Genomic DNA, 19,727 nt, shown 5'->3' on the forward strand with positions numbered 1-19,727 from the left:
CTCCTTAATATTTTCTTTCTTGAGGTTCGAATTTGCCCAGGACCACATCGCCGTAACTCAGATCGAGTTCATAGTCTCCGCTGAACCTGGCGTAGGTGTGTTTGAGGAAGTTCTCATCGTCACGCTTGGGGAAATCTTCACGGTAGTGGGCTCCCCGGCTCTCTTCGCGCGCCAGGGCCCCTTCCACGATGAAGAGGCTGAAATCGATCAGGTGCCCCAGTTCGATCGCCTCCTGCAGGTCGGTATTGAAGGTATGGGATTTGTCGTCGATGCGAATGTTCTGATAGCGCTCGTAGAGCTCCTGGAGCTTCTGCTTCTGCTTGAGCAGGGACTCTTCGGTGCGGAAGACTCCCGCATCCATCGTCATGCTCTCCTGGAGCTCGTTGCGCAGCACCGGCACGCGCTCCTCGCCGTTGTTGCCCTTGATCCGGTTGACCTTGGCGATCATCGGCTCGGCATCGGCGGCCGTGGCGGGTTCGAGCTCGATCTTCTCCATATCTTCGAGCATCGCCTTGCCGGCTTCGCGGCCGAAGAAGAGGGCTTCGAGCAGACTGTTGGCTCCCAGGCGGTTGGCGCCGTGGACACTGACGCAGGAGCACTCGCCCGCGGCGTAGAAGCCTTCGACGGTCTCATCGGGGCTCTTTTTGACTTGGCAGCGCTTGGTAACCGGGATCCCTCCCATCGAGTAGTGGGCGGTGGCGGCGATCATAATGGGCTCTTTGAGCATGTCTTGGCCGAGGAAGGTGATGGCCAGTTCCCGCAGTTCGGGGAGTTTGGTCAGGATGGTCTCTTTGGGCAGGTGGGTCAGGTCGATATAGACGGCGTCTTTGTTGGGGCCGACACCGCGGCCTTCGCGGATCTCCTGCATGATCGCCCGGCTGACGACGTCGCGGCTCGCCAACTCCATGGCGTTGGGAGCGTATTTGCTCATAAAGCGCTCGCCCTCGCTGTTGAAGAGGCGTCCCCCTTCACCCCGGGCCGCTTCGGAGATGAGAATCCCCGATCCGCCCAGCCCGGTGGGGTGGAACTGGACGAACTCCATATCCTCCAGAGGCAGGCCGCGCCGCGCGACGATGGAGAGGGCATCCCCGGTGTTGGCGTGGGCGTTGGAGTTGATCTTGTAAGCCCGGCCGTAACCGCCGGTGGCGAACATGGTCACTTTGGCATTGAAGATCGCCGGCTCGGAGTTGCGGATGTTGTAGGCGGCGACTCCTTTGACCTTGCCTTTGCCGTCATAGAGCAGGTCGGCGCAGTACCACTCGTCGAAGACTTCGATCCCGGCCCGGAAAGCCTGCTCGTAGATGGTCTGCAGCAGGGTCAGGCCCGTCCGGTCGGCAGCATAGCAGGCACGGGGCTTGGATTGCCCGCCGAAGGGACGCTGAGCGATGTGGCCGTCCTCGGTCCGGGAAAAGATCGCTCCCATACGCTCGGCCCAACGGATGGTCTCGGGAGCTTTGGAACACATCAGCTCGATGGCATCCTGGTCGCCCAGATAGTCGCTTCCTTTGACGGTATCGAACTCGTGCAGCTCGGTGCTGTCCTCGGCGCCAAGCGCCGCGTTGATCCCGCCCTGGGCGGCGCCGGAGTGGCTGCGCAGGGGGTGAAGCTTGGTAATGACGGCGACCTTTTTGCCCGCCTCTTTGAGCTCTTTGGCTGCGGCGAGGCCCGCCAGTCCGGCCCCCACCACCACAGCGTCATACTCATAGATTTTCACGTCGTTTACTTCCATGATGACCTGATCCTTCTGATGAATTTGCGTCAATTATAGCGCCGATGAAATATAAGCTACTTGAATAACTCTCACTTTTACGCCAAGAGAACGGGAATGTTACGATTTGACAAGGGGCCGAAGAGCGATAATAATCCGGGTTGATCTACTGCATAAGTATCGAAGCGACCCGGGCGGCGCTCCCCCCGCCTAGATAGTCGCGTAGGGCCCGGCTGTCCCGGGTGAAGCGGCGGCGATCCAGTGTCCGATAAGCTGCCAGAAGGTTCGCAGTGCTCAGCTCCTCCTGGATCAGCTCGGGATGCATAGGGCGCGGCTGAAAATCAAGGCTGAAGAGATTGGCCAGACCGGCATAGCGCAGGTCGGTCAGTTTTTTGACCAGGAAATAATCCAATGCCTTGGCCCGGTAGGCAAGCACCATCGGGGTGCCGATAAGCGCCGCTTCGAGGGTGGCGGTGCCACTGCAAACGAAGGCAAAATCACTCTCATAGAGAGTGGCATGAGTATCGTGACGGATCTCGAAACTGCTCAGATCTCCGTAAAGTTCGTTGATCTGCTCCGGCGTGAAGTAGGGGGGAACAACGATCTGCGCTTCGTGCTCAGGCAAAAGCCGACGCAGTTCGTGAAAATAGGGCATGAGCGCCCGGATCTCCCCACGTCGGCTGCCGGGGAGATAGGCGATCCGCTCCAGCCTCCCCTCGGCTGCGAGCCTCTCCTCTCCTTCGGCGGGAAGATAGCGCCATCTCTCCGACTCCCGCTCCCACTCCCCCCGGCGGAACCTGCCGATCTCGTCGAGAAGAGGGTGCCCCACATACTTGATGGGAGCGTTGGGAGAGTAATGTTTTTTTTCAAAAGGGAGGATCGAAAGCAGCCGGTCACAGGTACGTTCCAGAGTCTTGATCCGGCCCTTTCTCCAGGCCCAGGCCTGGGGAAGGATATAGTAGATCACCTCTTTATTCGGATAGCGCTTCTTGATCTTTTTGGCCAGGGGCAGGTTGAAGCCCGAGGAGTCCATCAGCAGGACCTTGTCCGCGTCGGCGGCCAATTCGACCATCCGGTCGGCCAGCTTGAAGAAAAAGGGGAGCTTTTTCGCCGCGTCCACGAAGCCCATCACCGCCAGGGAGCGCAGGTCCACGATGGGCTCTCCCAGCTCGGAGCTGAAGATCCCCGTCATTTCCACCGTTTCGGGGAGATACTCGTTCAGAGCCGCCAGATGGATATTGGCCGAATGTTCCAGGGCGCTGACCAGGAGTTTCACTCGACCGCTCCGGCACTGGTGTAGAGTTCCCGTTTGATGCGGTCCTGATTGAGCTTATGGCGAATGTTTTCCCGGATCTGGGCCAGGCGTTCATCGTCGAGTTTCAATTTGCTTTTGATCGCATCTTCGCAATGGCCTTCGATGTCACCTTTGAGGACTTTGAACTCCTTTTTGGTCAGACGCCGACGCAACACCCACTCCAGTTCCTCGTTACTGCGAAGCTTGCCCAGAGCTTTGTCGATCTTCGATTCTATATATTGTGAAAGTTCCATCTATACTTTGGCCTTGATTTTGCTATGCTTAATTATAACCTTAGTCTAACCGAGTAACCGAGCAATCGAGTAACCGAGTAACCGAAAAATGCATAAAATGGTAAAGAAAAAGCAGGAATGGTTAGCCAAAAACTCAAAAGGAAGGGGAGGGAGCATGACCTATCGTGAATGGTTTGCGGAACATGCCAAGCAGCACCGTAGGATCGTCGAATCTCTGCCGCCGGATATGAGCCCGGAAGAGATCGTGGACTATTTCAGCTATGAAAATATGAAAGAGAAGCATCCCGACTTCTGTCCCCTCTATGCCCAGGGCGTAAAATGCCACGAGATGGAAGAGCTCAACTGCTACCTCTGCGGCTGTCCCTATTTTCGCTTCTGCGACGAGGGGATCGACCGGATCGGAGGAAAGATCCGCTACAGCCTCTGCGCCATCGGTTCACGAAAGGCCCGCTATTTCAAGAGTGAAAAAGCCCTCCACCTCGACTGCTCCGAGTGCCTGCTCCCCCACCGAAAATCCTTCATCCTGAAACATTTCGACCGGGATTGGAAAAAGATTATGCGGGAATGTGAGAATAACCGAGCAACCGAGTAACCGAGTAATGAGTAACCGAATTCCTCTGGTTCCCACGTTTTACGTGGGAATCCATACTTCATTCTGTGCTCAGGATAAATATACACTCCCACGTGTAACGTGGGAGCGAGAAGAACAAGGAAAGGATAAATCTTAACACGTAACACGTAACACTTAGCACTGAACGCTCAACGCTCAACTCTCTCCCAAAAGATTCAACGCATCCCGATAGATCGGTTCGTCGATGAAGCCATAGCGTTCGTGCATGAAGCCGTGTATTCCTTTGGCGCTGGCGGCTTCGAAGGCCTCTTTGATCTCCCGTGCCCTGTGCAGAGCCTCTTCGTCGGGGCCGAAGATCTCGTTGGCGATCGCGACCTGGGCCGGGCCCATACAGGCTTTGGCTTCGAAACCCATCTCCCGCTCCCGTTCGCACCAGCGGCGGAAGCCCTCCAAATCTTTGTAATCCTGATACATAAAAGAGACCGGAAGCAAACCGGCGATCCGTGCATCGACCAGGAAACGGGTGAGGATCGCCTCGGCGGTAGGATTGCCCGGGCCTTGGGTGACGAGGCGCTGAGGAAGCCCCAGATCCGCCAGCAGATCCAAAATCCCCAGGTTGGCGGTGCTCAGGCGGGGATCGATCCCGCCCCAATGGGCCAGATCCCGAAAAGCCTCTTTGGTCTCCAGAGAAATATGTAGCTCACGGTCTTCCGGCAGCAGGGCCAGGGCCGTTTCAATCTCCGCTTTGCTTCGGACCTTGGGCAGGCGGATGGCATCGATGGCAAAATCGTTGAGAAATCGGATCTCTGCTTCTCCTCCAAGCTCCAGGGGATTGACCCGCACGACGATGCAGGAGTTTGAGCGCTCGAGATGGGAGAGGAAGAGGGCGATATTGACCAGAGCCTCCTTTTTACGGGAAGGGGCGATGGCATCTTCGAGATTGAGGGTCACCCAGTCTGCCTCCAGCTCATCCAGGCGGTTCATATGCTTTAGCATCAATGGATTGAGTATCATATTGGAGCGGTGGCGGCGCCGGGGGCAGAGGGCTTTGCCGCCACTGCCGATACACGTTTGCCTCTCCACGGGACTCAGGGATTCGATGGCGGATATATTTTCAAATATCAAAAGGGCTCCTTAGCTAGAGTTCATCAAAATGGATTATAGCGAGCTTCCCCGTCTATGCTACAATCCCGGCATGAAAGCCTTTAACCCCGAAGCGAGATTCATCAGCAAAATCAAAAGCCTCTATATCGGAGATGACGCCGCCCTGGTCAATGGGCTGATCTACAGCGCCGATGCCTTTTGCGAGGGGACCCATTTTCTACGGGAGTGGATGAGCCCCGCCCAGGTGGGTCGCAAGGCGATGCTGGTCAATCTCTCCGATGCCGTGGCGATGAACGCCGATCCCCTCTATGCCCTGGTGACGGTGATGCTCCCCCGGGACTTCGGCCCCGGGCAGATCGATGAGTTGGCCGGAGCTTTGAAGCAGACAGCCGCGGAGTTTGGCTGCGAAATCATCGGCGGGGATACCGTGGCGGGGGAGGAGCTCCATCTCTCCGTCACCCTGATCTCCTGCAGCGATGCCCCCCTGCTGCGCGGCGGGATTCAGCCCGGAGACCTGCTGGCCTATACCGGCACCCTCGGGGAGTCGAAACGGAATCTGGAAGCCCTGATGCGAGGAGAAAACATCCCGTCCGACTCCCGCTTCTACGAGCCGGTGCTGCGCCGGGATTTCGTGCGCAAATGCCGCAAATATCTGCGCGCCGGAATGGACCTCTCCGACGGCCTCTACTGCGATACCGACAAACTACTCGACTACAACGGTTTGGGAATGGAGCTGCTCCAGGAGATCCCCGAAGCGATCGGCAGCAGCGGCGAAGAGTACGAAATGCTCGTCGCCGTCGCCCCGGAAAATCTCGAAGCCCTCCGGGAGTGCGCACGAAAAGAGGGAGTGCCTCTGAATGTTTTTGCCCGCGTGGAGGAGAATGACCGACGTTTCCCCTGCCGGGATCATCATTTAATTGAGAGTTGAGAGCTGAAGGGGGGGCCGTTAGTCGTTGGTCGTTGGATTTTTTCTTCTCGCTCCCACGTTGCACGTGGGAGTGTATACCTGCCCTGACGCATAGAGTGAAGTATGGATTCCCACGTAAAACGTGGGAACCAGAGCAAAAACACTACGGCTTCATCGACGAACCGATCTACTGGGATACGTTGAATCTTTTAGGAGAGAGTTGAGAGTTGAGTGCTACATGTTACGTGCTAAGATTCTTCCCTTTCTTCGGTTGCTCGGTTATTCGGTTACTCATTACTCGGTTATTCTGTTCCTCATTCCTCACTCCTCATTAGTGAAGGCTCCGCCTTCATCGGTTACTCGGTTATTCCGTTACTCATTACTCGGTTATTCTGTTCCTCATTCCTCACTCCTCATTAGTGAAGGCTCCGCCTTCATCGGTTACTCGGTTATTCCGTTACTCATTACTCAGTTACTAGTTACTCATTATTCAGTTTTTCCGGCGACCACTCCCGCACACCGAAGGTCTCCACCACATAGTCGATGTCTTTGTCGCCCCGGCCTGAGAGGTTGACCAGGATGGCGTCGTTGGGGTGTTTGCGGGCCAGCTTCATCGCGTAGGCGATGGCGTGCGCGCTCTCCAGGGCGGGGATGATCCCCTCGTATTGGCTGATGGCGTAGAAGGCGTCGATGGTCTCCTCGTCGGTGGCTCCGGCCACGTGGACCCGACCGATGCCGTGGAGATAGGCCTGCTCCGGGCCCACCCCCGGATAATCGAGCCCGCTGGCGACAGAATGAACGGGGGCGGGCTCTCCCTTCTCATCCTGGAGCAGGATCGATTTGAATCCGTGCAGCACTCCGGCTTTGCCGTATTCCAGCGTAGCGGCGTGGTCTCCCAGGCGGGTGCTCTTGCCCAGAGGCTCCACGGCGTAGAGCTCTACCGGATCGTCGATGAATCCGCTGAAGATCCCCATCGCGTTGGAGCCTCCCCCCACGCAGGCCACCACGTGATCGGGCAGCTCCCCGTCGGTCATCTCCATATACTGCTCCCGCGCTTCGATCCCGACTACGCTCTGAAAATCCCGCACCATCAGGGGGAAGGGGTGGGGGCCGACGACCGAACCGATGGCGTAGAGGGCGCTATCGAGCTGCTTGACATAGGATTCGAAGGCCGAATCCACCGCCTCTTTGAGGGTGCGCAGCCCGTGGGTAGCAGGCACCACCTGAGCACCTAGGATCTGCATACGCACCACGTTGGGGTGCTCTTTGGCGATGTCCACCTCTCCCATATGAATCTCACACTCCAGGCCGAAATAGGCGGCCGCCGTCGCCAGGGCGACCCCGTGCTGCCCCGCACCCGTTTCGGCGATGAGCTTGGTCTTGCCCATATATTTGGCCAGGAGGGCTTCGGCCATACAGTGGTTGAGCTTGTGGGCGCCGGTGTGGTTGAGATCTTCCCGTTTGAAGTAGAGCTGGGCGCCTCCCACGGCGTCACTGAGCCGTTTGGCGTGATAGACCGGAGTGGGGCGCCCCTGGTAGTGCTTGCGGATGCGGCGCAGTTCGCTGAGAAAATCGTGGGACTTTCTCAATTTCATATAGGCTTCGGTGATGCGGTCGAACTCTTCCACGAGCTGCGGCGGGAGAAAGGATCCGCCGTATTCTCCAAAATATCCCTCTTCATCGGGCTGGTGTTTGAGATACTGGTGTTTCATCGATTCCTCCTTTTGACTGCTATGCAAAGATTGTAGCAGGGAGGAGTTGAACGAATGATTATCGTTCGGAGGGAGGAGGAGGGATGGTGACGGCCCGGCAGGCGGTGCACTCATCGACGGGTGCGGGTGCGCGGGAGGCGCAGGCGCTAAAAATCAGGGCGGCGATTACCGATAGCAGTGCTATGCGGCCTCTCATTTCGTCTCCTTTTTGTGGGAACTGTGCCGGCGGCGCGTGGAGCGGAAAGAGCCTCGTTTCCCCTTTTGGTAGCAGCTTTCACAGATGCTGAAGCGGTAGCTGAAATCCAACTCCCGCCCGCAGCGGCGGCAGCGTTTGACGAAATCGCCCTTTTGGAGGGAGTTTTCGATGAAATGGTTGAGGCGCTCCCTGGCTTCCCTGGCCTTTTCGGTATCGGGGAACTGCTCCCGAAATTTAAAGGAGAGCCAGAGATAGAGGGAGACCTCTTTGACCCGGTCTTCGGCGTTGAGGAGCTCTTCGTTGCTCACGGCGAAGTCGGGCAGCTCCCTCGGGGGGATGTAGGGCACCGGCTCTCCTTTTTCCAGATGGCCCAGATAGCGGTGGAAGACCGATTCGATATAGGGGGAGCTGATACTCACCGGGGCGCAGGCCAGGTGGTAGCGGGAACGCAGATCCAGCTCATACTCGTCCACGATGGCCGCCACCTCCATCATCGAATCGATGTTCGCCGCCTGGAAGGGGCCCTCGAATTCCATATTCTGGGCGAAGAATTCCAAAATCTCCAGAAGCTTGTCCGTCTCCAGGATCTCCCCGATGAGCAGCACGTGCTCCAGGCTCGCCATCACCGAAAAAGGCAGACGGATCGGGGGGAGGGGGGCGTGGAACCGAGCGGCGATGGTCTGCAGTGTCCCGGCGTCCAGTGCCCCCACATAGCCGTGCTCGTGGAGCCCGTAGCGCCCGGCCCGGCCCGCGATCTGAAGGATCTCCGAAGTGGTCAGCTCCCGGCGCCTGAGCCCGTCGAATTTGTTGTCCTTGGCGAAGAGGATGGTGCGGATCGGCAGATTGAGCCCCATCGCGATGGCATCGGTAGCCACCAACACCTGGCTCTCGCCTTCACGGAAACGCCGCGCCTCTTCCCGGCGCACCTCGGGAGAGAGGTTGCCGTAGACTACCGAGACGTTGTAGCGGTTGGAGAGCTGCTGTTTGAGTGAGAGCACCTCTTTGCGGGAAAAAGCGACGATGGCGGTATTGGGCTCGATCTTTTTGGTCGAGACGGGATGCTTCATCAACTCCAGAGGGTTCTTGCGCTCGAAGCGGATCACTTCCAGCTCTTCGCCCAGATAGTCGCAGACCTCCTGCACCGCTTCAATGGCGTTTTCAGAGCCGGTCAGGATCACCTCCTTGGCCGGGGCGCCGATGAGGGCGTTGGCCCAGGCCCAGCCCCGATCACGGTCGTCGATCATCTGGATCTCGTCGATGACGCAGCACTCCACCTCCACTTCGGTATTGAGCATCTCGATCGTGGAACTGATATGCGTCGATTCCTCATCCACGATCTCCTCTTCACCGGTAATGAGAGAGGCGGCGATGCCTGAATGTCTGAGATCCTCGTAGCCCTCCAGGGCCAGCAGGCGCAGGGGAGCCAGGTAGTAACCCGTTTCCGCCTTTTTGAGCCGCTCCATCGCCGCATAGGTTTTGCCGCTGTTGGTGGGCCCGGCGTGGAAAGTAATCTTGCGCTTAAGGCGTCGGGCGAGGGGAAAGAGCTGTTTGAAATCCCGGATCGTCTTGGCCAGGAGCTCTTCGCGCATCTTCTTTTCGCGCAGGGGACGGAGGTATTCGCCGAAATGGTAGAGAATACGACGTTTTGTCTTCTCCTTGACCTTGAGCTTGCCCGAAGCCAGCAACTGGGGCTCGAGGAATTGCAGGATGAAGCGCCGGAGTGTCGCTTCGTCCACTTCCAGGCCCTCCGACATCTCCCGCATCCGCTCTTCCAGAGTCTCTACGGCGACGTGGAAATGTTCCAGTGTCGTTTCATTGAGCGCTTCGAGGTCTTCCAGGACCGGCAGATCCTTCCCATCCCAGATCGTGGCGTAGATAAAGTTCCGTTCGTAGGAGAGGGAGAGCTTGTAGGGGATCCTCGCGTCGAAGAGCTCCAGCTCCTTCTCCCGCTCCAGAATGAAATGGTCTCCTCCGAGGATGACGAAAAGTTTGCTGTCGAGACTTCGGATGATCCGCTCCACCACTCCGAACTCGATCGGCGTATGACGCAGCTCACCCTCCATCGGGGTGCGGCGGAGATGATCGTATATCTCCTCCGGAGTGAGATAGGGGTGATCCTCCAGCGTCGCCAGGAAGTTATCGATCTCCACCTGGCGTATTTCGATCGCCTTCTGTTTGACCTCTTCGAGTCTCTTTCGGGCCTCTTCATCCTCCAGGTCGAGCAGATGCTCCAGATCCACCGGCTCGCTGCGCACCATCAGGTGCCGTGTGAACTCTTTGTCGAAAAGCACGAATTTGAACGGATGGACGAAGTTCAGACGGTTCTCGGCATCGATCTCCGCGTCGATGGCCTTCTCCAGCTCTTCGAGCCGACGCTGCAGGCGGAGATAAGCCAATTTGTTCAATACCTTTTCCCGGGTCACTTTGGCGCTTCGCATCGGCAGGAAATGCTCCAAAAGCGCCTCTTCCTCTTCCCGCGTATGGGCCTCGTCTCCCAGCATCGCCAGAATATGCTCCACTTTGTCCGGGACTACGGCACCGGTATTTTCTGAGCGTCTGATCCCTTTTTTCCTCTGGAGGAGATAATCGACGATCTGTTTGCGTACGGGATATTCTCCGTCGCTCCAGACCCGCCGCAAAGCCCGGATCATCTCTTCACGATCGGAGGAGGGGAGCTGGAGTCCCAGGAGCATTGTCAGCTCCATCAGCACTTCGTCATCCAATTGGGTCACCGCTTCATCGAAGGGAAGCCCTGAAAAAAGCTCTTTGATCCTGTTGTTGAGTTTAATGTAGTGTCTTCTTTTTTTCTTTGCCATATTTTTGCTTTCTATCTTTTAATATTAAATCGATGAGATATTTTGCAAATTATATCACTCTCATCTGTTATTTTTTATATATTACTTAATATATCCATAAGTTTATGCTACCCTAGTTGCAATATTTTATAATATTGGCTATAGAAGATATCCATTTTATGGGCAGGATTGGCAAGCCATTGTTCTATTAAAAAATATAGTAAAGTTTTGGTAAAATACGATAAATAATTCAATAATACAGGATTGGACGTGAAATACTCAGTGGGAATGAGCTTACTTGCCTTGATATGTTTACCCGGACTGTCGGCCTGGGCTACGCCGGTACACCCCCCCGCTACGGCTCAGAGTGGCAGCCTCACCCTCGTGCGCCCCGGAATGACGATGCACATCAGCTCTCCCCGGCATAATGAATCCACGCCTCTAGATCTCCTGAGATCCGATGTCAACTCCGAAGCCCTGGGAACCGGTTCCGTAAAATCCCCCGAGTCACAGACAAGAACCGACACCCACCGACAAGCCATCACTCCCAAAACCAATCCAAACACACAAAATATCCCGGGGAACAATTTCAATCGTTCCGGGACCAAAGAGCTCTACCTCACTTTCGACGACGGACCGCTCAGAGGAACGGGAAATGTCCTGAAAATTTTGAAAGAGGAGGGGGTGCCGGCGACGATGTTCTGCGTAGGGCGCCATGCCCAGCAACATCCCGGGCTGCTTCAAGAAGAGCTCTCTATGCCCAACCTTCTCATCGCCAACCATACCTATTCCCACGCCAATGGTCACTATAGACGTTTTTACAGCAATACTTTCGGGCTTCTGAGCGATATCGAACACGCCCAACTCATCCTCGGAGGGAGAAAATACCTCCGTCTCGCCGGGCGCAATGTCTGGCGTACTCCCGAAATAAAGCGCGACGACCTGGCGATCGTGGCGCTGAGAGGTCGTGTGGAAGTCCCCGAGTATGACAGCATTTCAAAAGACGGTTTCTATATATATGGATGGGATACCGAGTGGCACTACAATCACGCCACAGGCAAACCTATAGAGAGCCCGGAAAAGGTGGCCGCCAAGATCGATCATCTCTATAGGCGCCACCGCTCGGCCAAACCGGGAAAAGTGATCCTGCTGGCACACGATTTTATGTTTCGGACCCAGGCCGGCGCCTCCCGACTCCGCCGCTTTATCCGTCTGATGAAACAACGAGGCTGGAGTTTTCATACGATTCGACACTACAGCCGCTACAAACCGGAGCCCCTCTATGTAGCCAAATATTACGGACACAGCCCGAAAGAACTGTATGCCGCAAACAAACAACGATCGTTTCGTCCTGTTCAAGAGAATAGGGGAGTAGAGAGCATTAACCGATCCTCTTCTTCCCCCCGTCCAACGGCCCAAAACGGAAAGGGACTGATGCAAAACCGTCTCATCGAAGCGATACGCCGCTACAACGCAAAAGAGGTGGAGCACCTTATCGATCAAGGCGCCTCCGTCAATCAGCCGGATAGCTACGGGCACATCGCTCTCAATAGCGCCGTCAAAGCCAACAGTATCTATCTCGTGAAAAAACTCCTCGCTCACGGGGCCGATCCGATGATAAAAGATGCTCGAGGGGAAAATGCCTTGTATACCGCCAAGCGGTACAACCGCGGCGGAATCGAGAGATATCTCAAAAATTATTACAGCGCCCGATCACAGACATCGACTATCGTCAATCAGGTACAAGAAAAGCAAATTGCAGAAACTCCCCATTTGGCTGACTCTTCAAGCACAGCCCATACCAATCCGCTGAAACTTCTGAGGATGCGTTGATATTTACCGGGCTCTCGATGCTTTGGGTATCAGGGGCTATCATATTCAGTAAAATATATATTGGTTAACATAATATATATTCTCTGTAACAAAATCACAGGGCATTCCGGACTGACCCAACCTGCCTGAAAAGCCGCTACCAACTTCAAAATTTTCACTCTTGAAATCGAATCGATAAATATCTTCCAAGATTAGGGAAACTAAAGACTTCCAATTTCACATAAAATATAGTTCCACCAAAAATCCCTCTTGATTATAGAGGCGCATTTCTCGCGATCAAGCAAAACTCTTTATAACGACGAGCATGTCTCTTCTCGACGACCATATGCAGATCAGTCACTTCTGTCACCTCAGAACATCTCGCCCAAAATAATAGACAAAGCACTTCGTAAGCGAATAGATGGAAACACTATGAAGCAGCAGGATGAACAAATGTTCATAGATTGCAGCAGGTCTTCTAAAGTAAAGTGAACACTTGTTCACATAAAAAGATGATGTGATATCCCCAATATGAACAGTTGTTCACCAGGATATCAGACTAACACATTGACTTATGAACATTTGTTCACTATAATGATGAAAAACTTGATGAGGTGCCATAAAATGGACAAAGAAAAGGTCTCAACGAAGCAACGAATACTCGAAAGCGCTCTAAAGCTCTTTTCGACGAAAGGTTACAAAGCCACGACAATGCGGGATATTGCCGCCGAGGTCGGCGTGAGGCAGGGAGCGATCTATAACCACTTCAAAAGCAAAGAAACCATCCTGGAAAGCCTCATAGCGGACTTGACCGACTCCGCCCTGGTACATCTGTTCGACAAAGATCTCGACCCGAAAAAGGGAAAGCAACTCCTGGCCAAAATCGCCACCACTTTCAAACTCATCAGTTTCGATCCAAGGAATGAAGCCCTCTTCCGTCTGATGATGCAGGAGCTCTTTCGTAATGAAAAGGTGCGGGAACTTTATCACGAACACTTCTATCAGCAGAATGTCAAACGGCTCTCGACCTATCTTTTCCAAATGATGCAGGAGGAGTTGATCCGCTCTTCGGACCCCCTGCTCCTGGCCAACGAATTCTTCGCTCCGCTTTTCTTTTATCAGATGCAGGTAGTACTCCTGAAACTCGACGGCAAATCCACATCCGCCGCGGTCACGATGTTTGAAAAACATGTGGATCTATTCTGGGATTCGGTGAAGCTCAGCAATCACACACCCACCCTCTTCTAGCATATATTAATTAATATGTTACATGAAATAATAGACTTAAAGCGGGTTTTCGGGTTGCTATTTCATTGCTTTTTCTAGGAAATCAGTGATGAGTTTCTTCTTCATAGAGTCTCCAATACCCCGATGGATTTTCAATAAAGCTTTCATAGGAGAGAAGAGTCCACCATCCAAAGTATTGGTTGTATTGGCTATGCCAAGATGAGGATGGGTTTTATACGTGAAGAGATAAGGAAGATTGCGTTCAAGACTTCGATAGGCCGAGCGGAGTCGATCATGGGTGTAATGCCATCCACGTGGAGAATCGTCAGGGGTTTTCTCTTCATAGAAATCTTTGTGCCGTTGGAGCCAGGCTTCCAGCATATAGCGGAAACGGCAGGGGGTTGTCTGTCCAAGATAGGAAGCGATACGCTTGAGATCCCTAGAGGCTTGATAGGTAGGTCTGCGCGTCAGATAACGAGTGAGAATGGCTTGTTGATGGAAATGGCACATTTGAACCGGAAGGTCGGCAAAGAGCCCAAACAATCCCCGTCGGCCATCGACGGTGACGGCCTGGATGATAAAGCCCTGATCCAGAAGGCTTTGCCGAAGCATCGCATATTCATTGAGCGTCTCAGTCTGAATGAAACGATACGCTACCAGTTGGCCACTCAGGATATCTTTAGCTACAAGAACACCAAAGCCCTCTCCCCGTTTTCCGAAGAATGTCGCATCGATAACCAAAGTGACCGGTCTGGGATGTGGTGAAGTCTTTGGCGGTTCATAGCTATGAATCTGACGTTGAATCCACTCCCGATCCTTATGATAGGTCCGGGATAAGGCTTTGAGGGTTTGGTGCTCATAGAAGTAGGCAGTAAAGAGTCGTTTTCTGAGGCGGGAGGGACGTCTACGAGAAGAGAAGCTCTGCCGGCAACTTTGGCAAAAATAGCGCTGAATTCCTGCTCTTTTACCATTCTTTTTCGTCGCTTTTGAACCACAGATAGGGCACTTTTTTACAAGCCATCTGTAAAAAAGTCCTTTTTAGGCACCATATTACCGAAGGTTTAAAGGATTTTTAGCAACCCGAAAAACCGCTTTAGCTCAAATAATATGATAAACTCTATGATGAAAAATTATTTGGGGTGAAAGCAAAGATTTTGCGTAATGGTGTAAAGGTCTTATTTATAAATATGGAAATAGGTGAGTGCGATTGTTTATAAACCGCGCGGAAGTTGTCCGACATTCCCTTCTACGGAGGAAATGACGGATGATGTATCGAGGTTTAGATCAAGCCGAGCTCTTCCAGAAGCGCTTCGATCTTGGGAGAGATCTCCGCCAATTTTTCATAGAGGGTTCCGAATGCCTGGTCCTCGGCGTACCACTCTTCGATATGTTTCCACGCGTTACTCTTCTCCTCTTCACTCAGATCTGAATTGGCGATCGCATCTTTGATCTTTTGCAAGTGTTCTTCACGTTTCAGTTTGTTACCCATTTCCTCATCCTTTTTTCTTGGCATTATATCACACGGGCTCCGTAAGGAGCGAAGCGTTCTCTTCCCGAACGAGGCCGGCCTCCGCCAGGAAGGGCGAAGGTTTGAAATCGATCTTCTTGACGCGATCGTATTTGGCCATCGAGAGGAAAAGCCGGCTCTTGGCCCGGGTCACCGCCACATAGAAAAGCCGGCGCTCCTCCTCCATACTTCCGGTGCGTTCCATCAGTTTGCGGTTGGGGAAGCGCCCGTCCATCAGATCGATCACATAGACATCTTCGAACTCCAAGCCTTTGGAGGCATGGACCGTCAACAGATTGACCCCCTCCCCCTCACTCATCTCTCCGCCGCCGAGGATCATCGCGTTGACGAAGCGGGACATTTCCCGGTAGTGGGAAGCGAGATCCGTCAGCAGCCGCGCCTTGCGCAGGATCCGCTCTCTGGCCAGCTCCCGCTTCTCCTCGTCGATCTCCCCGCTCTTGAGCCGACCCCTCTGGGCCGAGAGCTGATCCACGATCTCCTGATAGAGAGGCGATGCGATCGCTTTGCGCAGGATCGTGGCGGGCCGTTGACTCCGGTCGATGCTCCGGTAAAAGCGGTAAAACTTGATGAAGAACCTCAGGCTGTCCTGATTGAGCCTCGGGTGTTTGAGCAGAGGATGGGCGCGAATCTCCTCCTCCATTTCGATCTGGGCGAAGCGGGTGACCGATCCGATCTCCAGATCGTCATCGAAGAGCCCCAGCTGCGTGTTTTTGTTGGGGTTGAGCTTGGGGAGTGTCGTGATCGCGGGGCGCAGAAGCCCTCTTCTGAGATCCCCTTCCCCGAAATGCATCAGGCACTGGAAGATCTCTTTGGCGAGGGCTGTGCCGATCCCTCTTCCATATTCAAAGATATGAATGAAAGCCATCATATCCCTGGGGTTGACCAGCAGGCTGGCGAGGTCCAGGAGAAACTTCACCTCTTTGGCTTCGAAAAAGCTGGTTCCCCCTTTGCGGCGGCAGGGGATCCCCCGCTCCCGGAGGCTGGCTTCGATCCCGTCAGCACTGGCGTTGTTGCGAAAGATCACCGCGGTGTAAGTATGGGGTGTGGCGGATTCGGCGATCTGGGATGCGATCCCCTGATACTGCTCGAAGAGCTCCTCGAAAACCAGGAGTTTGGGCGGATGGTTCTTCCCCGATTTTCCGACGATGAGCTCTTTGGGGTAGATCCGTTCGTTGCGCTGGATCACCCGGTTGGCCAGGGCGAGGATCGCCGCACCGGAACGATAATTGGTCCGCAGGGTATAGACCCGGGCATCAGGATAACGCTCGGTGAAGGTAGCGATGTTGGCGATGTTGGCGCCGTTGAAGGCGTAGATGCTCTGGTCGTAATCCCCGACGCAAAAGAGGGAAGCCGGCTCCAGCGCATCGATCAAAGCTCCCTGCAGTGTGTTGGTATCCTGGTATTCATCGACAAGAACCTCCTGAAAAGGGATGCGTTCCCCCTCTTCCAGGCGCTTTTTGACCTGAAGCAGCAAATCGTTGAAGGAGAGAAAACCGTACTCCTCCTTGGTGCGTTCGAACTCGTCGCAGATGTCCACATAGATATCCATCCAGACCTCCTGCTCGGGACAACGCTCCAGAAACCATTCGTCGAAACTCCCCAGGGCCGCGTTTTGGTAGAGTTGATAGAGTTCGTAGAGATAGGTCGAAGAGAAAGGCTTCACATCGTAGCCCACACGCTTCATATCCCGCTTTTCGTAGACACTGCGAAAAAGGGTCTTGAGCTCACCGGGTTGCTTGAGGGTCGCCTGGGGCAAGCGGGTTTTGAGCCAGCGGTAGCAGACTGCGTGGAAAGTCCCCGCTTCGATCCGATCGACGATCTGGGCGGGGAAATAGTGTTTGAGCCTTGTGACCATCTCTCCGGCGGCCTTGTTGGTAAAAGTAAGGAGAAGAATTTTTTCTGGAGGAACACCTTTCTGCAGAAGATAGGCGATTCGTCCGACAATAGTGGAGGTTTTTCCCGTTCCGGCGCTGGCAATGATGAGATTGTGGCCGAAGGGGGCGGTCGCCGCTTCACGCTGCTCCGGGTTGAGCCTGCTCAGCGGCATGGAGGGTTACTTGTGGCCGAGGATGTAGTAGGTGTTTTTTCCTTCCACTTTCTGAAGAGCCACTTTGTACTTTTCGGCCCACTGCTTGACATACTCGTTGAACGCTTCGATCTCTTCGGGGTTCGTGCTGTCGGTCTTGACCTTGAGATAATCTTTGGAGTTGGACATCGCGACCACTCCGGCGAAGCGCTTCACTTCATCGTTGAGGGTCAGGATGTGCTTGGCGAATTTCTCGAAGCCGGGTGTGTTGTCGATAATACGCTGCATCTGGGCCAGTGTGGCCTCTTTGACGGGATAGCCGAGTTGAATCAGCAGGTTTTCGGGAGTCAGTTCAATATTCATTCAATACCTCGCTCTTGATCTTTGGTGAGCGGATTTTAGCAAATCTTCCATTAGAGGGGACTTCTAAAAGAGTGTCTCCCGGGGTTCGACCTTGGCCAGAAGCATCCGATAGTGCTCGAGATTCTGAAAGGCTTTCTCGTAACGCCAGCGCAGGACAAACTCGATGACCTGGTTCTTGCGGCTCGGCTCCAGGGTCTCGGCTTTGCCGAAATACCCCAGGGAAATGTTTTTCGCCTTTTTCTTGCCGTTTTTGTCCGGTTCGTAGGTGATGGCGATCACCTGGACATACTTGCCCTCGCGAATTTCACCGAAATCTTCCTCTTTGAGCCCGATTCCGCTGATATTCATCGCTTTGTAGATGAAAAGCTCCTCGATCGGCTCTACCTTTTTGCGAATATCGAGGGCCAGATAGAGTTCGGCCAGCCTTTCCAGGTTCCGGGCACGGACCGGTTCGCTGTGTGGGTCGACCCCCAAATGGGTATAAAGTGTCCGGGCCAGCAACGATAGATCGTGCGACGTTTCCCCTGCCGAAGCCTGTTCCGAACGCGCTGCATCCTTTGCAGCAGCGGCTTGAGCTTGTCGGGGTTTGACTTCTTTGGGCCGGGGAGGTTCATTCCCCTCCTCTCTGGGAGGCACTGTCGTCGCCTTCGGCGGGGTCGACTCTTTGTTTTTCGTCCCCTTCTTCGCGCTGAGTTTCTCTTCGAGCTTGCTGTTGAGTGCTTTAAGTCTATCCAGTGTATCGCTCATATTTTCCATCCACTTCAGCAGGTCTTCACCTGAATATTAAGTAATATAGTAGCACGCCTTCTATTAAACATATCTAAAAATATCAACAATACTATTAGAAAATATGGGATCATATTAGTTAATAAGTATTCAAGCGTTGAGAACGCTTCAACTCGATTGGATACAATGTCGCCAATATAGATTAATAAATGTATGGTGGGTATCAATGGATTATCTGGAAATCGAAGGTGGAAAGAGACTGAGTGGATCGATCAGAATCAGCGGGGCGAAAAATGCCGCCCTACCCGTTATAGCTGCCACGATTCTGAGTGATCAGCCCGTCGTCCTGGAAAACCTCCCCAACGTCGTAGACATCCGCACGCTTCTGAAACTGCTGGAAATGCTTGGCGCCGAAGTGGAGCACGAAGGGCATGTCGCCAGGATCGATCCCGGCACCATCACTTCGACCCGCGCCGTCTATGAGATCGTGGCACAGATGCGTGCTTCGATCCTGGTCCTCGGGCCGCTGCTGGCACGATTCGGCGAATGCGAAGTGAGCCTCCCCGGCGGGTGTGCCATCGGACAGCGTCCGATCGACCTGCACCTCAAAGCGATGGAAGCCATGGGGGCCCAAATTGAGATCAAGGGAGGCTACGTCCGCGCCATCGCTCCCGAAGGGGGACTGCAGGGGGCCAAAGTCGTCTTCGACAAAGTCAGTGTCGGGGCCACGGAAAACACGCTGATGGCAGCCGCACTCGCCCATGGGACGACCGAGATCATCAATGCCGCCCGGGAACCGGAGATCGTCCAGCTCTGTGAAATGCTCCAGGCCGGAGGGGTGAACATCGAGGGGATCGGGACCGGGCGCCTCACCATCGAAGGGACCGGCGGCACCCTCCTCCATTTCCCGGAATCGATACGGATCATTCCCGACCGGATCGAAGCGGGTACCTATCTTTGCGCCGGAGCGATCACCTATTCCCAGATCACACTGGAGGCGGTCAATATCGAGCATCTGCAAAGCACCATCGACAAACTCGAAGCGATGGGATGCAGTTTCGAATATCCTTCCGAAGAGAGTGTCACGATCTTCCCCGCCCGAGGAGGGCTCAAAGAGGTCAACATCGTCACGGCGGAATATCCCGGTTTCCCCACCGATATGCAAGCACAGCTCATGGCGGTCGCGACCTTGGCCGCCGGGGAGAGTCTCATCGAGGAACGGCTCTTTGAAAACCGTTTTATGCATGTGAGTGAATTGAACCGTCTCGGAGCCGATATCTGGCTCAAAGGAAATGTGGCGGCGGTGCGTCCGGTCGAGAAGCTCTACGGTGCCGATGTAATGGCGACCGATCTGCGTGCCAGCTCCGCGCTTGTCCTGGCCGGGCTGGCCGCCGAAGGAACGACACGCGTCCGACGCATCTATCACCTGGACCGCGGCTATGAAGATCTGCAGGGCAAACTGGAAGCCCTGGGAGCGACGATCACCCGAAAAAGCGAATAAGCC

At 54.5% G+C, this 19,727-nt stretch carries 17 protein-coding genes; 5 read left to right on the forward strand and 12 right to left on the reverse strand.

Annotated features, from left to right (window positions below):
- Positions 1-4 precede the first annotated feature (4 nt).
- The 3 genes from sdhA to NITSA_RS05470 all read right to left on the reverse strand — a co-directional run bounded on the left by sdhA (position 5) and on the right by NITSA_RS05470 (position 3,256).
- Positions 5-1,729: a succinate dehydrogenase flavoprotein subunit gene (gene sdhA / locus NITSA_RS05460; protein ID WP_013554021.1), complete on the reverse strand. Its 1,725-nt coding sequence runs from the start codon at positions 1,727-1,729 to the stop codon at positions 5-7.
- 145 nt (positions 1,730-1,874) lie between these two features.
- Positions 1,875-2,984, reverse strand: a complete 1,110-nt coding sequence (lpxB, locus tag NITSA_RS05465; protein ID WP_013554022.1) for a lipid-A-disaccharide synthase — start codon at positions 2,982-2,984, stop codon at positions 1,875-1,877.
- A complete protein-coding gene (locus NITSA_RS05470; protein WP_013554023.1) occupies positions 2,981-3,256 on the reverse strand; it encodes a hypothetical protein in 276 nt (91 codons plus the stop codon). Before NITSA_RS05470 ends, lpxB begins: the two co-directional genes overlap by 4 nt.
- Positions 3,257-3,410: 154 nt before the next feature.
- Here NITSA_RS05470 and NITSA_RS05475 point away from each other — a divergent pair, with 154 nt between their 5' ends.
- Positions 3,411-3,848, forward strand: coding sequence for a hypothetical protein (locus NITSA_RS05475; RefSeq protein WP_013554024.1), 438 nt, complete (start codon positions 3,411-3,413; stop codon positions 3,846-3,848).
- Between the two features lie 174 nt (positions 3,849-4,022).
- Here the strand turns inward: NITSA_RS05475 and NITSA_RS05480 are convergent, their stop codons facing one another.
- Positions 4,023-4,952, reverse strand: coding sequence for an HpcH/HpaI aldolase/citrate lyase family protein (locus NITSA_RS05480; protein WP_013554025.1), 930 nt, complete (start codon positions 4,950-4,952; stop codon positions 4,023-4,025).
- A 28-nt stretch (positions 4,953-4,980) separates the two neighbouring features.
- On the opposite strand from NITSA_RS05480, the gene NITSA_RS05485 reads away from it, so the two are divergent.
- Complete coding sequence (locus tag NITSA_RS05485; RefSeq protein ID WP_245526284.1) at positions 4,981-5,859, forward strand: thiamine-phosphate kinase; 879 nt, start codon at positions 4,981-4,983, stop codon at positions 5,857-5,859.
- A 458-nt stretch (positions 5,860-6,317) separates the two neighbouring features.
- On the opposite strand, the gene trpB is transcribed toward NITSA_RS05485, so the two are convergent.
- Genes trpB through NITSA_RS11090 form a run of 3 tightly spaced genes read right to left on the reverse strand, consistent with a single transcriptional unit; the run spans position 6,318 to position 10,562 of the window.
- Entirely contained in the window at positions 6,318-7,550 is a 1,233-nt protein-coding gene (trpB, locus tag NITSA_RS05490; protein WP_013554027.1) for a tryptophan synthase subunit beta, read from the reverse strand.
- A gap of 58 nt (positions 7,551-7,608) precedes the next feature.
- Positions 7,609-7,746: a hypothetical protein gene (locus NITSA_RS11400; RefSeq protein ID WP_013554028.1), complete on the reverse strand. Its 138-nt coding sequence runs from the start codon at positions 7,744-7,746 to the stop codon at positions 7,609-7,611.
- Positions 7,743-10,562 (reverse strand): helicase-related protein, encoded by a 2,820-nt coding sequence (locus NITSA_RS11090; protein WP_013554029.1) that lies wholly within the window; start codon positions 10,560-10,562, stop codon positions 7,743-7,745. Before NITSA_RS11090 ends, NITSA_RS11400 begins: the two co-directional genes overlap by 4 nt.
- Positions 10,563-10,844: 282 nt before the next feature.
- On the opposite strand from NITSA_RS11090, the gene NITSA_RS10865 reads away from it, so the two are divergent.
- Positions 10,845-12,374 (forward strand): polysaccharide deacetylase family protein, encoded by a 1,530-nt coding sequence (locus NITSA_RS10865; protein ID WP_169308530.1) that lies wholly within the window; start codon positions 10,845-10,847, stop codon positions 12,372-12,374.
- A gap of 603 nt (positions 12,375-12,977) precedes the next feature.
- Positions 12,978-13,601, forward strand: a complete 624-nt coding sequence (locus NITSA_RS05505) for a TetR/AcrR family transcriptional regulator (protein WP_013554031.1) — start codon at positions 12,978-12,980, stop codon at positions 13,599-13,601.
- A 57-nt stretch (positions 13,602-13,658) separates the two neighbouring features.
- Here the strand turns inward: NITSA_RS05505 and NITSA_RS11095 are convergent, their stop codons facing one another.
- The 5 genes from NITSA_RS11095 to NITSA_RS11480 all read right to left on the reverse strand — a co-directional run bounded on the left by NITSA_RS11095 (position 13,659) and on the right by NITSA_RS11480 (position 18,244).
- Positions 13,659-14,579 (reverse strand): IS256 family transposase, variant Zn-binding type, encoded by a 921-nt coding sequence (locus tag NITSA_RS11095; protein WP_083799710.1) that lies wholly within the window; start codon positions 14,577-14,579, stop codon positions 13,659-13,661.
- A 280-nt stretch (positions 14,580-14,859) separates the two neighbouring features.
- Positions 14,860-15,069: a hypothetical protein gene (locus tag NITSA_RS05515; RefSeq protein WP_013554032.1), complete on the reverse strand. Its 210-nt coding sequence runs from the start codon at positions 15,067-15,069 to the stop codon at positions 14,860-14,862.
- 28 nt (positions 15,070-15,097) lie between these two features.
- A complete protein-coding gene (locus tag NITSA_RS05520; protein WP_013554033.1) occupies positions 15,098-17,155 on the reverse strand; it encodes an ATP-dependent helicase in 2,058 nt (685 codons plus the stop codon).
- A gap of 6 nt (positions 17,156-17,161) precedes the next feature.
- Positions 17,162-17,497: a hypothetical protein gene (locus NITSA_RS05525; RefSeq protein ID WP_013554034.1), complete on the reverse strand. Its 336-nt coding sequence runs from the start codon at positions 17,495-17,497 to the stop codon at positions 17,162-17,164.
- Positions 17,498-17,560: 63 nt separating this feature from the next.
- Entirely contained in the window at positions 17,561-18,244 is a 684-nt protein-coding gene (locus NITSA_RS11480; protein WP_013554035.1) for a hypothetical protein, read from the reverse strand.
- Positions 18,245-18,449: 205 nt separating this feature from the next.
- Between NITSA_RS11480 and murA the strand changes: the two genes are divergently transcribed.
- On the forward strand, positions 18,450-19,724 hold the full coding sequence (murA, locus tag NITSA_RS05535) for a UDP-N-acetylglucosamine 1-carboxyvinyltransferase (RefSeq protein ID WP_013554036.1): 1,275 nt from the start codon (positions 18,450-18,452) through the stop codon (positions 19,722-19,724).
- Positions 19,725-19,727: the final 3 nt, after the last annotated feature.

This window comes from Nitratifractor salsuginis DSM 16511 (genome assembly GCF_000186245.1).
Lineage (GTDB): Bacteria > Campylobacterota > Campylobacteria > Campylobacterales > Sulfurovaceae > Nitratifractor > Nitratifractor salsuginis.

Bases quoted from the DNA above. Each gene is read 5' to 3' on its own strand.
- murA (WP_013554036.1), top strand. From the start codon at position 18,450: ATGGATTATCTGGAAATCGAAGGTGGAAAGAGACTGAGTGGATCGATC.
- NITSA_RS11090 (WP_013554029.1), bottom strand. From the start codon at position 10,562: ATGGCAAAGAAAAAAAGAAGACACTACATTAAACTCAACAACAGGATC.
- NITSA_RS05525 (WP_013554034.1), bottom strand. From the start codon at position 17,497: ATGAATATTGAACTGACTCCCGAAAACCTGCTGATTCAACTCGGCTAT.
- NITSA_RS05470 (WP_013554023.1), bottom strand. From the start codon at position 3,256: ATGGAACTTTCACAATATATAGAATCGAAGATCGACAAAGCTCTGGGC.
- trpB (WP_013554027.1), bottom strand. From the start codon at position 7,550: ATGAAACACCAGTATCTCAAACACCAGCCCGATGAAGAGGGATATTTT.
- NITSA_RS05505 (WP_013554031.1), top strand. From the start codon at position 12,978: ATGGACAAAGAAAAGGTCTCAACGAAGCAACGAATACTCGAAAGCGCT.
- NITSA_RS11400 (WP_013554028.1), bottom strand. From the start codon at position 7,746: ATGAGAGGCCGCATAGCACTGCTATCGGTAATCGCCGCCCTGATTTTT.
- NITSA_RS05520 (WP_013554033.1), bottom strand. From the start codon at position 17,155: ATGCCGCTGAGCAGGCTCAACCCGGAGCAGCGTGAAGCGGCGACCGCC.
- sdhA (WP_013554021.1), bottom strand. From the start codon at position 1,729: ATGGAAGTAAACGACGTGAAAATCTATGAGTATGACGCTGTGGTGGTG.
- NITSA_RS05475 (WP_013554024.1), top strand. From the start codon at position 3,411: ATGACCTATCGTGAATGGTTTGCGGAACATGCCAAGCAGCACCGTAGG.
- NITSA_RS05515 (WP_013554032.1), bottom strand. From the start codon at position 15,069: ATGGGTAACAAACTGAAACGTGAAGAACACTTGCAAAAGATCAAAGAT.
- NITSA_RS11480 (WP_013554035.1), bottom strand. From the start codon at position 18,244: ATGAGCGATACACTGGATAGACTTAAAGCACTCAACAGCAAGCTCGAA.
- NITSA_RS05485 (WP_245526284.1), top strand. From the start codon at position 4,981: ATGGATTATAGCGAGCTTCCCCGTCTATGCTACAATCCCGGCATGAAA.